Here is a 13,775-nt window from a genome sequence, read left to right as displayed (position 1 = left end):
TAGGCAGGACATTATGGAAAAAATGGTCAGGCTATCATCGCCGCAGTTTGGTGGAAACCAAGATGCATTGCATCAAATTATTAGGCGATAAATTAATGGCAAGAAGCTTTCCTAGTCAGGTGAATGAAATTCATGCACGTGTAGCAGTCCTCAACAGATTTACGGAATTAGGTCGACCACTTACCCAAGTTACGCCTTAAATTTCGCTCAATTAGGGGCGCTTTGCATTTCAAATCTTTGTGCAACAAAGCCATCCCAAGGTAAAAAAACTACCTGATGAATTTATTTATATTGATTTAGAGAGTGTCGAAAAAGGTCAGTTACTTTTAGAAAAAAATATTTCTTTGATTGATGCTCCTAGCCGAGCGCAAAGATTATTATCAAAAGGTGATGTATTATTCCAAATGGTACGACCATATCAACAAAATAATTACTATTTCAATTTAGATGGGCAATATGTGGCATCAACGGGATATGCTCAAATTCGGACGGATTTAAATTCTAAGTTTATTTATTTTGCTTTGCATGAAAAGGCATTTTTAGATGAAGTTATGAATCGTTGTACAGGAACAAGTTATCCTGCAATCAATAGTTCAGATTTATCGTCTATTGAAATACAGATCCCTTGCCTAGAAGAACAAACCAAAATCGCTAACTTCTTATCTGCCATTGACCAAAAGATTGAAGTTGTAGCACAGCAAATTGAACAAGCCAAACAGTGGAAAAAAGGCTTGTTACAGCAGATGTTTGTTTAAATATCTATCAATAAAACCCAGCCATCTGATTGAAAGACTTTGAGGGTAAAACATCACAGTATGTTTCGAGCTTCAATCAGATGGATTTCATTTAGATCACCGTAATTGAATAAAAAATTAGAGAAAGAGATGTCTTTACAAAGCGAAGCTCAACTTGAAAATGAACTCATTGAACAACTCAAACAGCTCGGCTACAACCAAGTTGATGTCAAAGATGAGCTTCAATTGCTGAGCAACCTCAAAATTCAAGTTGAACGTGCCAATGGCATCACTTCTTTTTCTGAACATGAATGGGCTCAAGTCCTGAATCATCTTAAAGCAGGCAACAGTTTCAACTGTGCCAAGGTATTGCGTAATCGCTTTCCTGTGAACTTTGATGATGGATCTACACGCCACATTGATTTTTTATTTGCTGATCCTACGAAAAACATCTATCAAGTGACCAATCAAATCGCGATTGATCACAGTGCAACGAATGGGCATACCAGTCGCTTCGATGTCACTTTGCTCATCAATGGCCTACCTTTAGTCCAAATCGAGCTAAAACGCGCAGGTGTCGAGCTTCCTGAAGCCTTTAATCAAACCCAACGCTATGCCAAAGTCGCTTATAGTAGCGGAGCAGGTCTGTTTAATTACATCCAACTGTTTGTCATCAGCAATCGTGACCACACCCATTACTATTCAACAGGCACCAGTAATTTCGAATTTACCTTCCCTTGGGCAGATTTTGACAATAAACACATTCATAAAATCGATATCTTTGCCGAAGCCTTTTTAAATCACCAGCACATCACCCAAATGCTGACTGAATACATGGTGATCTTGGAAGTTGAAAAGCGTTTGATGGTGCTACGCCCCTATCAAATCTATGCGGTACAGCAGATTATTCAACGTGTGCAACATTCGGAGCAAAATGGCTATATCTGGCACACCACAGGCTCAGGAAAAACCCTGACCTCATTTAAAGCCAGTCAATTGATCATGCGCTTGCCTGAAGTTGAAAAGGTTCTGTTCGTGGTGGATCGCAGTGATCTCGACACTCAAACAGTACGTGAGTTTAATGCCTTCAAAAAAGACAGTGTTGATACCACCAAGAATACAGGCACATTAGTCACTCAATTGGGCCAAAAGCATGACAAACTGATTGTCACCACCTTACAAAAGCTCAATATTGCAATTAGCTCTGATCGTTATAGCGATCAGATTGGCTATCTCAAAGACAAAAAAGTCGTGATCATTTTTGATGAGTGTCACCGTAGCCAATTTGGCGATACCCATCGCAATATCAAACGCTTCTTTAATCAGGCGCAAATGTTTGGTTTTACAGGAACGCCAATTTTTGAGAAAAATAGCCAACTGAAAATTGACTCGAAAGCAGTCACCACCAATGCCCTGTTTGACGAATGCCTACATAAATACGTGATTACCGATGCTATTCGTGATGGTAACGTCTTACCTTTCCAAATTGCTTATCTAGGTAAATACACCAGTAACGGCATCGAAAATAGCGACAACTATGAAGAAGATGTTGAAGGAATTGATACCAAAGAGCTGTTTGATAACCCTGCTCGCCTCGAAATGATTACCCGGTATATTCTGGACAATCACCATATTAAAACCAAAAATAAAACCTTCACTGCAATGTTCTGTGTCAGTTCTGTTGAAGTCCTGACCCAATATTACGAACTGTTCAAAAAAGTACAGCAAGAAAAACAGCAACAAGCTGAAGAACAAGGCGGGATTTATACACCATTGACGATTGCCACGATTTTTTCCTTTGCAGCCAATGAAGAACTCAAGGTCGAAGAGCACAGTGGTTTAATTGAAGAAGAGTCTGCGGATATCCCGACCAAAATCAGTCAGTCCAATCGAGATAAGCTTGATCAATACATTGCTGAATACAATGCCAAATTTGGCCAAAACTACAACTCAGGCGATGAGTTCTATGCTTACTATCGTGACATTGCCAATCGGGTACGCAAAAAAGAAATTGATATCCTGCTTGTGGTGAATATGTTCCTGACTGGTTTTGACTCAAAACCACTCAACACCCTGTATGTCGATAAGAACCTTAAATATCATGGTCTCATTCAAGCCTTTTCACGCACCAACCGTATTCTGAACGCAGACAAGCCCTTCGGTAATATTCTGTGCTTCCGTAACTTGAAACAGGCCACGGACCAAGCCCTCACCTTATTCTCAAACAAGGATGAAGCACAAAAAATTGTCCTAATCCCAAGTTTCGATAGCATTAAAGAAAAGTACAATGCTGCGGTTGCCCACTTACTCAGTATTGCCCCAGATCCGGACCAAGTACCCAATACGCTAGAAACTGAAGAACAGCAATTAGAATACGTCAAAGCCTTCCGTGAGGTAATGCGGATCAATGCACAATTGGAAAACTTTGTAGAGTATGACCAAGATAGTACCAATTTAAACAAAGCTGAATTCCAAAAGCACACCTCACAGTACAAATATCTGTACAACAACGTCCGTGTGATCCAGCCTAAAGACAAAGTATCGGTCCTCAATGACGTCAATTTCCAACTTGAACTGATCCACCGCGATACCGTAAATGTCGGTTATATCCTGAATTTACTGCAATCGGTGGTTAATCATAAAGATCCTGAAAAGAAGCAGCAGTATCGTTCCCAGGTACAAGATATCATCTCGACCAATCACAACTTGTACGACAAACAAGAGCTGATTCAAAAGTTTCTAGATGAAAACATTCCACGGATGGCCAATGGTCAAAGTGTTGAAGAGGCCTTTGCTCAGTTTTGGGATGTAGAAAAAGAGAAGGCTCTGGATGAACTATGTCAAAAAGAAGCCATCAAGCCTGAGATATTTAAAACGGTGCTCAGCCAATATGAATACACTAAACGTCTACCTAGCCGTGAAGATGTCAAAGACTTACCGATTAATCGTCCTAAGATCTCAGAACGGAAGACCCTAATGAATACCTTAGTTATCAAAACTCGAAACTTTATTGAAAAGTTCTATCTAGGTTTATAAACATCCCAGAATCAAAAAATGCCTGAAGTTCAGGCATTTTTTACATCATTATTCATCGCTTAAAAATAATTAAAAAACGAGAGTTTTAATCTTCTGAATACGATTTAATTTTTTCAAAAATTGGATAGAAATCCAATCCCTCATCTTTCATCGTAGAAATCAGCGCAACAATTACAGCGATATGTGTAGGCACGACACCTTGTTTACTATAGTTCGTAATTGAATTAGGTTTCATGTCTAATAATTCAGCAAATTCTTTAATAGAAAGCCCTGCTTTACCGATAAGACGTTGAAATTCAGTATATGGCATTGGAGTAAATTTATAGAAATGGTGTTTTGAAATTATAGCATAGGGTTATATTTACATAAAAACACATAAAATTATGTGGCAAACACATAAATTTATGTGTTATAAATAGCTTATCAACTAATCTATTTACCATCTATATAGGAGAAATCATTATGTATTCATACCCTAATACAAATACTGAAAAGAAAATTGCACTGATGATCATCAATGACTTTTTCATTCAAAAAGCAAATGAACTTTGGATTTTTTTACAACTCGATCAGTGTTTTAACGATTATGAAGCAACACTGATTTGGACTCGACGGTATCTAGAGGAACATCCTGAAGGTGAATACAGCGATATTCAAAAGGCATTCCTTTCTTGCTTCCCAGACAATTTCTTTAACTTCGACTAGTAATTTAAGGATAGCCTTTTCTGTTTTGTAGCACTTTAAATCAGAATATAGGTCATACGAGAGAAAAAATTACATATAAAAAGCCCTTAATGATGAAGGGCTTTTTTTTACATCTAAAACGAATACAAATTAAAACCAAAATAGAATTAATTTAGTTTCAAATTAGTTTCTATTCTTCACTAAGTTTCTTCAAAGCAAAGCGGATAATTCCATTATGCGTTTGGCCATACTTTTCGGCCAATTCAACCAACAATTGATACTCATGTTCATTCATAGGAATTGTGTGTGTCTTGAATTTCCTAGGGGCTTTAGGATCTAGCTTTGTCACCTTTTGCTCATCTGCACCATTGATGAAAGAATCCATGTCAGGAGAGTTTGGTTTACTGATTTCTCTCTTCTTGATCATGCTAATAACTCCTTCATGAACGCCTCAAATTCGTCAACTGCTTTTGGGTTATTGGATTCAACTACACCTTTCCCTTCTGCTGCTACATCGCGATAAACCTTTCTGTCATGGATTACTGCAGATAAGGCCGTGAACGCAGGAAAATCTGCTAAATACTCATTTGCTTGTTGTACTTCTGATACAGATGGATTCGTAGGAGCTAAGGTGAGTAACCCAAATGGTTTGAGTTCTTCATTAAATGACTGTGCCTGATCTATGACTTCAGAAAGATGAGGTAAGGTATCCAGGTCAAATTGTGAAGGTCTAAATGGCACTACAAGATAATGAGCTGCCAACATTGCTGTTCTAAGCTCTTTACTGTCATGTCCTGCTACATCTACAACAACATAGTTATAACGGCTATCTAAGTCTTTCAGTGTGTTCTTGATGTCTCCATATCGTTGCACACAATGTACCTTAGGGAGATTTGTTTCATCTCTGTCCTTAACCCAGTTAGCTGAACTCTGTTGAGGATCTGCATCAACTAAAACAATGTCTTTGTTATGTTTAGCAAGATAAGTTGCTATATTGATGGCTATTGTGGATTTCCCACATCCACCTTTTTGGCTTCCAATTAAGATGATCATTTTACTTGTAATTTGTAACTAATTTGAATCTAATATAGTTATATTTTAGATTGATGTAAAGAATAGGTAAAAAATTACTAAATTCTTATTTAGTATAAGTCTACGTTTTCCCACCTATATGGAAATCGTTCTTTCATTTATCTTCATAACTGTAAATGGATACTCGTAAAACAAAAAATACTCTTAATTTTTAAACAATAACCGTTTTTATTTTTAAATACTTTTAATAATTTTATTTTTAAGACCTCTGCAAGCCTTATATAGCAAGCATTTCAGAGGTAATAAGTCTACGTTTTCCCACCTTTAAGTCTACGTTTTCCCACCTTTAAGTCTACGTTTTCCCACCTTTAAGTCTACGTTTTCCCACCTTTAAGTCTACGTTTTCCCACCTTGTGTCTACATGTGTAATTGATGTATCCTAATGCTATAATTAAAGGAAAAGATCCCAATAGTGAAAAATGATCTAGTCGTGAAGGATAACGCATTAATCAATGCTAGCTATAATCTGGATACAACAGAACAGAGACTGATTTTATTGGCAATTGTTCAAGCAAGAGAGTTAAGCAAGAATGTGGATGCGAATAGTCTTCTAGAGGTCCATGCTCATCATTACATGAAGCAATTCAATGTTGATAAGCACGCAGCCTATGAGGGGCTTAAAAACGCTGCTAGCAATCTCTTTGAGCGCAAATTCAGTTATAAGGGGATCCATGAGGGAACCCAGCAGGAAAAGATCGTCAAATCACGTTGGGTATCCAAAATAGCCTATGTTGATTCTGCAGGTATCGTAGAACTCACTTTTGCGCCTGATGTCATTCCATTAATTACGCAGCTTGAGAAGTCATTCACTGCTTATGAACTTAAGCAAATTAGCTCTCTTACAAGTAAGTATGCGATTCGCCTTTATGAGTTACTGATTCAATGGCGTAGTGTGGGAAAGACACCTATATTTGATATTGATGACTTTCGCTTCAAGCTTGGGTTAGCTAAGGGTGATTATGCGAAGATGGCAAACTTTAAGGTTCGAGTACTCGATATAGCATTAAACCAAATCAATGAGCTCACAGATATCACAGCTTCTTATGAACAACACAAAGTAGGGCGTACGATCAGTGGTTTTTCATTTACATTCACTGCTAAGCACCAACCTAAGGAAGTTACCCATACGAAGCCTAAGAAGCTCTCAGATAAGCAAATTCAATTCTTTGCCAATAAGCTAGCTCACTATGATCCATTTGCTAGTCAGAAAGCTGCAGTAGGTGAGAGTTATGCTGATCTTGAGAAAAGACTTCTGCTTGAACTACAAGATGAGAAGTTCATTCAAAAGTACAATGAGGTATTTAAGGAACTTGGTTTAGAGGTATAAATACAACTAAAATACATCTAATTTAAAATCAATATAATTTTATTTTAGTTGTTATTTAGTGGTAGAAATTAGGCAGAGGCTGCAAGTCCTTTTGCCAAGTGCTCTGCTTACTCAAGTACAGTTTCTGTAGCCAGTAATGCCATATCATGTGGATAGTCATAATGCTTAAGCAAATGAATGGCGGACGCCTAATATTTCAATTTTACAGTTGAAACTGCCTTATTTTTTTATTGCAGATACACTGGTGTATATCACCCAAGTGGATGCTTTTGTCATTACCGCAAAAATCCACTACCTGGTACAATTTTTGGTGGGTGTTTTCCGATTAATATTTTGGTTGTTTGAGATAATATTGTTCGTGATTTACGCTCTTTGGATTTGATTAATAAATCAATTGTTATAATTGCTTTAACATTAATATTTAGTTCGGCTCATGCTAATTCTAAGATAGAAAATACTATGCGCTTAGCTGCTCAAGGGAATGCGGAAGCTCAGTACGAAATTGGGGTGCGATACGGTATGGTAGACTTTTACATCAAGACTATCTCAAATCATTTGAATGGTTATCTAAAGCTACAAATCAAGGTTATACGGATGCCCAAAATGCTCTAGGTGGGATTTATGCAAATGGTCATGGTTGTGATAAAGATTACGTCAAAGCGAATTACTAGTATCTAAAAGCTTCTAATGGTGGTAAATCTAGCAGTTCATATAATCTTGGTTTGAGCTATAAAAATGGTTGGGGTGTAAAACAAGATTATGCAAAGGCTTATGAATTATTTAATAAATCTGTTGAGCAGGGTCGAGGTGAAGAGGGAGCCGGTGCGCTTGTAAATCTAGCTTATATGTATATGTCAGACACGGTAGTCGAGAAAAATTATAATAAAGCCTTTGAACTTTTAAGCAAAGCAGTCAAGATGGAAAAATCCGAAACTAATTCGACTGAGGCGCAAGCGGTCGCTCATTATAATTTAGGAGTTCTCTATGAGCGGGGGGGGATGCCTCAAGATTATTCAAAAGCCTAAGAGCATTTTTTACATTCAGCTAAGAATGGGAATATAGCAGCACACAAGCAATTAAGTTCTTATAATTCCAATGGTCTGCGTATCACTCAAGAGTACACCAATAGTAAATGACGCTCGAATATTGAATCACGAGGCTTTATGCCCCATTAGATAAAAAAGCCCCTCAATTGAGGGCTTTTTTATAAATTAGTTCCAGTGGATGTTACCGTTTCCCTCAAACCGGCAGTTAGCCAATAAGTATTGCGTAATCACTTCGGTTGAAAGCATGTGATCGTAATAGTTGGTATAGATATTCAATAGCCCGCGATTCAATTCTTCTAGGAATGCTTTGGTTGCTGTTTCATACGGTTCAATGTCGTGACGGAACTCTTTACCTAAGCGGTCATGCTCAAGATCATCGATATAGCCATCGCTCAAGATAAAGGTGTAACCGATTTATTTACTCTTCTTTAAAAATTCTTTTAAATTGTCAGCAGTAATACCGCTGAAATTATTTTCTTGGAGAAAGGTCAGAACATCATCTATTGTTGCACCCAATTTGAAAAGATGAAGTAAAGTTTGCTTATGTTGAGTCAGCAGTTGATTCCGAGTTTTCGTCTTTTCCTTCATTTTTTCTATATGAAGCAGCAAAATACTCTCAAATTTCTTAGAGTCATTTTCACTATATATTTTTTCATTCTTCTCAAAATATTTTGAAGAGCGAACAACAGATTTTTTTGCGATTTCAGGAGATGGCGTGGGCGAAGAACCAGGAGATTTATGATTTGAATCCTGTGTCTCAAGCTCTAAAAGATTCTGATTTTGCATTAGATTTTTCCTACAAAAATAAATATACAACCTCATTATTTGCAACATTCATTTTTATGAGTATGGCAAAAAGCAACTCTTTTTGAATTTTAAAATCTCTCAAAAAAGGTACTTTTTGCGATAAGAAAAAAACTAAAAAAATCGCATTATTTTTATCATATTTAGCCAATATCATGACTGCTAAAAAGGTACAGGATGGGACAAAAGATATCTTTTGTCCAAATACAAATCTCGAGCTCGCGATGCTCGGTCTCAATTTGCTTACAATAGAAAAAATGAATAGAAAAGATGAATAGAAAAGATGCTTTTAAAAAACAGATGTTGATTCATCTGACTGAAGATGAATTTAAGCAAATTCAAGATGCCTGTAAGCAGGCATCTTTGACGCAGTTTGACTACTTACGACATAAACTGTTGAGTACTTCGATCATCGGATTTATAGCACCAAATGACATTCATAATGTTCGCTTGCTCGGATTTATGCTCATAAAAATATTTAAAGAATTGGATGATTTAGAACAAGTTAAGTATGAGGTCGAACAGATTAAACAGGTGGTGCAAGAAGTAAAAATGCTCGTTCGTAAACTAAATGATGAGTTTGAAAAACGATGATTATTAAAGTTATAGAAAATACGACTGGAACATCTTCAGTAGAACAACGTGTGAATGGTCTGTCTGATTATATTCATGATCCCAAACCCTCACGCACTGATCTTTTATCAGATTACATTCATCAACTTCATCCAAGTGTTGATTTGAGTTCGATCGAGAAATGTGTTTATTCAAACGCTAGAAATTTTTTAGATGATGATCCGCAACAGCAAAAGCTAGAAATGTCACAAACTGCCAGTTTGAACAGCAAAGTGATTGACCCAATTGTTCATATCATCGGTAGCTTTAAAAAATTTGAGGTACCGACCATTGAACAATTAGAAGAACAAATAGACATTATCTCAAAACATTTGGGTGCGAAGGATCTACAAATGCAATATGCAATGCACATGGATACTGACAATGTGCATTATCATTTGATCATTAATAAAGTTCATCCATTTCAAAAAAATAAGCATGGTGAGAATAAAGTGATCGATTTAGGAGAGGGGTGGATCCATAAATCATTACATCGTGCTATAGCTGAAATTGAAGCAAAACAAGCATGGGAACCTGAACCGAATTCGATGTATATCTATGATCTCGAATCAAAAAAATGCAATGAAAATCCAAATTACATAGCTCAACCCGATGCCGAAAAAGTAAGTACCAAAATTCGAGATCAAGAACATCGACATCAACAAAAAAGTGACATCACGACTGGAATATCCCATGGTCAAGGAGACATACAGCAAATAAATAGAGTTATTCAGTATGTATTAAATCATTCAGATTGTTGGCAAAAATGGCATGAGCAACTTGCTTCATATGGGATTTACTACGAAAAAAAGCGTAATGGTGCTATTTTCAACGTTAAATTTGGGCAACATCGTGAGCAGACTTTTAAAGCATCCCTATTTTGCAATAAAGCCACGACCCTAAAAAATTTAGAAAAAAAATGGGGTAACTTTGAAACAAGTATGATGCCTGTTTCCAATGCAATTTTCAGAAAAAAATCAGTTACATCTATACAGCATAAGTTCAATGATCAACATCCTTATCATCTTTTTGAGCAGAAAGATTTTTTAGTCAAAGATTTACATGACCAATATCTCAAACTTAAAGATAAAAAAGATTCGATTACTTCATCGCGTAAATTTGCCTACCAAGATATTAAGTTTGAAAATGAAATTTATCAAAATAATAAAAAGCAATGGTTAAAATCATTTAAAAAAACGTATCCAAATCAATCTACGCAGAGCATTTTTACACTTCTGCATTATCAAAATCAGGCAGAACAAACTCAACTTAGAAAATTACAGAGAGAGAATTTTAGCCAATCTCATGAAAAATTAAGTCAAAAAGTCTTGCAAGATACACAAGCTAAATTCTCATTGCTTCAAAAATTTAGTTCTTCAAAAATTACCTCTTATGCCGATTTTTTAAAATATATATCGCCTCTGCATCATCTATCGATACAGCAACAGTTTTTATTGGATCAACGACAATCTCGAAACTTTATTCGACAAGATAATCCAAAAATTAAAACCGCGAAGATCATTTATAACCAGCATCAGCCCAACGAGCCCATCGCGATTCAAAATCAGTATGGAATTTTGGTATTCAGTAATTATTCTGTTCCACGCCTTTATCAATGCATACAACATCTCGACTCAAATGCGAAAGCCACTCCAACTGGTCTACCAGAATTTAAAAAGTTATATGCAGTCGCTTTACAATCATTTGAAAATGACGAGAAACTTGTTGATATAAATGAAAAAAGAGTATTGCCGAGTCTTAAAAAATTGTCGCAATCTGGATTGGAAGCATGTTTTAACTTAATTTTTAAAAAATTTATATCAGAGAGTCAGAATCAAAGTACCGCACTTGTGAAAACAAGTATGCTTTTAAATTGTTGTGATATAGATTTGATGAAACTGCAACTCACGTTAAAAAATTGTGTAGATAGTAATATTATTTCAGGCTTCAACGAAAAAAGTCAGAAGATACTGATACAAAGAGTGAATAACTTAATACAAACTCAGTCGACTGAGCTAAATAAACAATATTTTAATTCAAAAGAGATCGAATACTGTTGGAAACTATATTTAAACCTAGAATCAGTACTAGATGCATCTGTAGGCCAACAGCATCCGAAGATGAGACCCATTTATTCTTCTCCTGGATCTGATCTGAGATTAATCCCAAAAAATGAAACAAATAAAAACTATCAGCGTTCTGAAAGCTTATCTGAACTAGATTATTTACAGATTCAACAGTATTTTGAGTATCGTCAAAATAGTAATTTAAAGAAGAAAAAAGAAAATAAGTTGTCAAATACACTAGATTCTCAAGATCCGAAAATCACAGAAGATCAAAACAAGAAACAGAAATATTTTTCTCATAATAAATATGCAATTGAATACAAATTTGGGCAAAAGTTTTATATAGATCAGCGAAAAGTTGCTTTTTTTGAGAGAGATAATTCACCAGAAATTATAGTCGTGAGTGAACAAAAAAAGCATATTGAGGATGCACTCTTACTTGCTCTAGATAAATTCGGGTCAGTTCTAGTATCAGGAACAGATGATTTTAAAAGGCAAGTTCAAGAGATTGCACAATTAACAAAAATAGAAATCACATTTGATATTGCGCCCGCGGAAGAAAAAAATCATGTTAATGAAGAAGAATTTGCCAATAAAAACGTGGAAATAGTGGATGATTCTTTAGATCCGATACCTGCAACTCAGATACAAGAAAATACAAGCATTAATGATTGTAATTCTAATAAAAACAAACATTTATTTTTGGTTGGTGGTCGTGATTCTTCAGTGGAAATAAATGATTCTTCAGATTTTTGCTTATAATTTTATTAAACAAAATGAATGAATTTTGGTGTATAAAGTTTATGCATTACGTGAATATTACGTTATAAATATATCTACCTACGGTAACAACTGACTCTCAATTAGATGATTAGGTTTGTTGTTTAGTCGCAGGAAGAGAAGTCACTCTTAATTAAAAGACATGAATCTAGAGCTTTTTTTTCATGTAATTTTTAGTTAAGGGTGCATAATGTCTGAATCAACAATATATAGTTACTTTCTTAATGATATTTTAGATGAAATTACATACAGTTCATCGGATATTATTTCTATATCTGTTAAAAAAAATTATTTTGAAAACTTAGACGAATATTGCAATCGTGTTAGTTCAATTCGATTTTTTACATATAAATATAAAAATTATAAATACTATAGGGTAATCAATGGTTTAATTAGTAGCCACTCTATAGAAAATAAAGAAAATTTGATTACTTTAAGATCTGATTTGAACAATTTAATAAGTAAATCAGATCTAATAACGAAGAAGTTATATCTTAGAAAAATTTTTTTACAAAAAAATAGATAATTGCCAAAAAAATTCTAATCATAGTCAAAAAAGAACTAAATTTTATTCTATTAAAGTGATGTAAAATTTTAGACACTGTTGCGGCTTTGTTGCACAAAGATTTAAAAAATAAAATACCCCTAAGTGACTCAAATTTAAGGTACAAATCGGGTGTGAGGTCTGCCTAATTCTGTAAATTTATTTAATATGGCTACGCGTGCATGGATCTCATTCACTTGGCTTTGAAAATTTCTCGCACTGAGTTTATCGCCTAATAACTTGATGCAATGCATCTTAGTTTCAACCAAACTTCGCCGATGATAGCCTGACCATTTTTTCCATAGTGTCCTGCCTAAACGTTTAACTGTTCGAAGTAATTCATTTCGCGCTAGCGAGCTGATCTTTGTATCTTTCCATGGTTTCGCATTTTTTCTAGGTGGAATCACCGCATGCGCTTGCCGATCTGCAATGACCTGACGGCATTTCTTGGTGTCATAAGCTCCATCAGTATAAACAGAGTCAATCTGTTCATCTTGTGGAATCTGATCAAGTAAATCACCAAGTACCTGTGAATCACTGACATTATTGGTTGTGAGCTGAATAGCGCGTATTTGCAGGGTTTTAGCATCTATACCAATATGTAATTTACGCCATTGGACGATATTCAGGCTGATGTTTTTTACGCTTCCATTCGCCTTCACCTAAAAATTTTAAACCCGTAGTGTCGACGAGTAGGTGTAACCCATCACGACTTTTCTGATAGCTTATCGCAATATCAATATGCTTTTGTCGTCTACAGAGGGTGGAGTAATCTGGTGCTGTCCAATTCAAGCCACTGAGTTTAATCAGGCTTTGAGCAAAGCCAGTGACCATACGCAAAGAAAGACGGAATAGAGATTTGATCATTAAACAGCATTGAATCGCTGTATCGGAATAAGTTTGATTTCGTCCGTGCTTGCCTTGTGGTTGTGCATACCATTGGGTCTTCGGATCAAACCAGATTGAAATATTCCCTCGCTTGATTAAAGCACGATTGTAGGATGACCAATTTATTGTACGGTAGATTTTAGATGTAGGCTTCTTCATCTG

At 35.7% G+C, this 13,775-nt stretch carries 11 protein-coding genes and 4 pseudogenes; 9 read left to right on the top strand and 6 right to left on the bottom strand.

All coding sequences use genetic code 11. The features are described 5' to 3' along the window. The 3 genes and pseudogenes from FTV04_RS15125 to FTV04_RS15115 all read left to right on the top strand — a co-directional run. Positions 1–200: pseudogene (locus tag FTV04_RS15125) on the top strand (IS5/IS1182 family transposase); the annotation flags it as partial. A 54-nt stretch (positions 201–254) separates the two neighbouring features. After that, positions 255–755, top strand: a pseudogene (locus FTV04_RS16920) (restriction endonuclease subunit S); the annotation flags it as partial. A gap of 129 nt (positions 756–884) precedes the next feature. Continuing rightward, positions 885–3,770 (top strand): type I restriction endonuclease subunit R, encoded by a 2,886-nt coding sequence (locus FTV04_RS15115; RefSeq protein ID WP_180090260.1) that lies wholly within the window; start codon positions 885–887, stop codon positions 3,768–3,770. Positions 3,771–3,855: 85 nt separating this feature from the next. On the opposite strand, the gene FTV04_RS15110 is transcribed toward FTV04_RS15115, so the two are convergent. After that, on the bottom strand, positions 3,856–4,080 hold the full coding sequence (locus FTV04_RS15110) for an XRE family transcriptional regulator (protein ID WP_180041982.1): 225 nt from the start codon (positions 4,078–4,080) through the stop codon (positions 3,856–3,858). Between the two features lie 152 nt (positions 4,081–4,232). Between FTV04_RS15110 and FTV04_RS15105 the strand changes: the two genes are divergently transcribed. Next, on the top strand, positions 4,233–4,475 hold the full coding sequence (locus tag FTV04_RS15105) for a hypothetical protein (protein ID WP_180090258.1): 243 nt from the start codon (positions 4,233–4,235) through the stop codon (positions 4,473–4,475). A gap of 169 nt (positions 4,476–4,644) precedes the next feature. On the opposite strand, the gene FTV04_RS15100 is transcribed toward FTV04_RS15105, so the two are convergent. Then, a complete protein-coding gene (locus FTV04_RS15100) occupies positions 4,645–4,881 on the bottom strand; it encodes a hypothetical protein (RefSeq protein WP_180038290.1) in 237 nt (78 codons plus the stop codon). Then, a complete protein-coding gene (locus FTV04_RS15095; protein WP_180090256.1) occupies positions 4,878–5,507 on the bottom strand; it encodes an AAA family ATPase in 630 nt (209 codons plus the stop codon). Before FTV04_RS15095 ends, FTV04_RS15100 begins: the two co-directional genes overlap by 4 nt. A 451-nt stretch (positions 5,508–5,958) precedes the next feature. On the opposite strand from FTV04_RS15095, the gene repM reads away from it, so the two are divergent. From repM to FTV04_RS16910, 3 genes and pseudogenes are all read left to right on the top strand, one after another. Continuing rightward, positions 5,959–6,873 carry a replication initiation protein RepM gene (gene repM / locus FTV04_RS15090; protein ID WP_180041988.1) on the top strand — a complete coding sequence of 305 codons (915 nt, stop codon included), beginning with the start codon at positions 5,959–5,961 and terminating at the stop codon, positions 6,871–6,873. 512 nt (positions 6,874–7,385) lie between these two features. Then, positions 7,386–7,778, top strand: a pseudogene (locus FTV04_RS17030) (tetratricopeptide repeat protein); the annotation flags it as partial. Positions 7,779–7,790: 12 nt separating this feature from the next. After that, positions 7,791–7,898 (top strand): hypothetical protein, encoded by a 108-nt coding sequence (locus tag FTV04_RS16910; protein ID WP_257221084.1) that lies wholly within the window; start codon positions 7,791–7,793, stop codon positions 7,896–7,898. A gap of 186 nt (positions 7,899–8,084) precedes the next feature. On the opposite strand, the gene FTV04_RS15075 is transcribed toward FTV04_RS16910, so the two are convergent. Next, the gene (locus FTV04_RS15075; protein ID WP_180058677.1) at positions 8,085–8,315 is read right to left on the bottom strand and encodes a hypothetical protein; all 231 of its coding nucleotides are present in this window, start codon (positions 8,313–8,315) and stop codon (positions 8,085–8,087) included. A gap of 18 nt (positions 8,316–8,333) precedes the next feature. Continuing rightward, positions 8,334–8,705, bottom strand: a complete 372-nt coding sequence (locus tag FTV04_RS15070) for a hypothetical protein (RefSeq protein WP_180090252.1) — start codon at positions 8,703–8,705, stop codon at positions 8,334–8,336. A 288-nt stretch (positions 8,706–8,993) separates the two neighbouring features. Here FTV04_RS15070 and FTV04_RS15065 point away from each other — a divergent pair, with 288 nt between their 5' ends. Then, positions 8,994–9,317, top strand: a complete 324-nt coding sequence (locus FTV04_RS15065; RefSeq protein WP_180090250.1) for a hypothetical protein — start codon at positions 8,994–8,996, stop codon at positions 9,315–9,317. Next, positions 9,314–12,163 carry a relaxase/mobilization nuclease domain-containing protein gene (locus FTV04_RS15060; protein ID WP_180090248.1) on the top strand — a complete coding sequence of 950 codons (2,850 nt, stop codon included), beginning with the start codon at positions 9,314–9,316 and terminating at the stop codon, positions 12,161–12,163. The genes FTV04_RS15065 and FTV04_RS15060 overlap by 4 nt, the downstream gene beginning before the upstream one ends. Positions 12,164–12,841: 678 nt before the next feature. On the opposite strand, the pseudogene FTV04_RS15055 reads toward FTV04_RS15060, so the two are convergent. Then, positions 12,842–13,772 (bottom strand): annotated as a pseudogene (locus FTV04_RS15055) (IS5 family transposase). Positions 13,773–13,775: the final 3 nt, after the last annotated feature.

The sequence above is a fragment of the Acinetobacter sp. YH12219 genome (assembly GCF_013417875.1).
Taxonomy (GTDB): domain Bacteria; phylum Pseudomonadota; class Gammaproteobacteria; order Pseudomonadales; family Moraxellaceae; genus Acinetobacter; species Acinetobacter amyesii.
Note: the sequence above shows the minus strand (reverse complement) of the source record. Positions and strands in the feature narration are given on the sequence as shown.

What these genes read in the sequence shown, in the direction of transcription:
- FTV04_RS15115 (WP_180090260.1), top strand. Translation starts at nt 885, where the DNA reads ATGTCTTTACAAAGCGAAGCTCAACTTGAAAATGAACTCATTGAACAA.
- FTV04_RS15110 (WP_180041982.1), bottom strand. Translation starts at nt 4,080, where the DNA reads ATGCCATATACTGAATTTCAACGTCTTATCGGTAAAGCAGGGCTTTCT.
- FTV04_RS15105 (WP_180090258.1), top strand. Translation starts at nt 4,233, where the DNA reads ATGTATTCATACCCTAATACAAATACTGAAAAGAAAATTGCACTGATG.
- FTV04_RS15100 (WP_180038290.1), bottom strand. Translation starts at nt 4,881, where the DNA reads ATGATCAAGAAGAGAGAAATCAGTAAACCAAACTCTCCTGACATGGAT.
- FTV04_RS15095 (WP_180090256.1), bottom strand. Translation starts at nt 5,507, where the DNA reads ATGATCATCTTAATTGGAAGCCAAAAAGGTGGATGTGGGAAATCCACA.
- FTV04_RS16910 (WP_257221084.1), top strand. Translation starts at nt 7,791, where the DNA reads ATGGAAAAATCCGAAACTAATTCGACTGAGGCGCAAGCGGTCGCTCAT.
- FTV04_RS15070 (WP_180090252.1), bottom strand. Translation starts at nt 8,705, where the DNA reads ATGCAAAATCAGAATCTTTTAGAGCTTGAGACACAGGATTCAAATCAT.
- FTV04_RS15065 (WP_180090250.1), top strand. Translation starts at nt 8,994, where the DNA reads ATGAATAGAAAAGATGCTTTTAAAAAACAGATGTTGATTCATCTGACT.
- FTV04_RS15060 (WP_180090248.1), top strand. Translation starts at nt 9,314, where the DNA reads ATGATTATTAAAGTTATAGAAAATACGACTGGAACATCTTCAGTAGAA.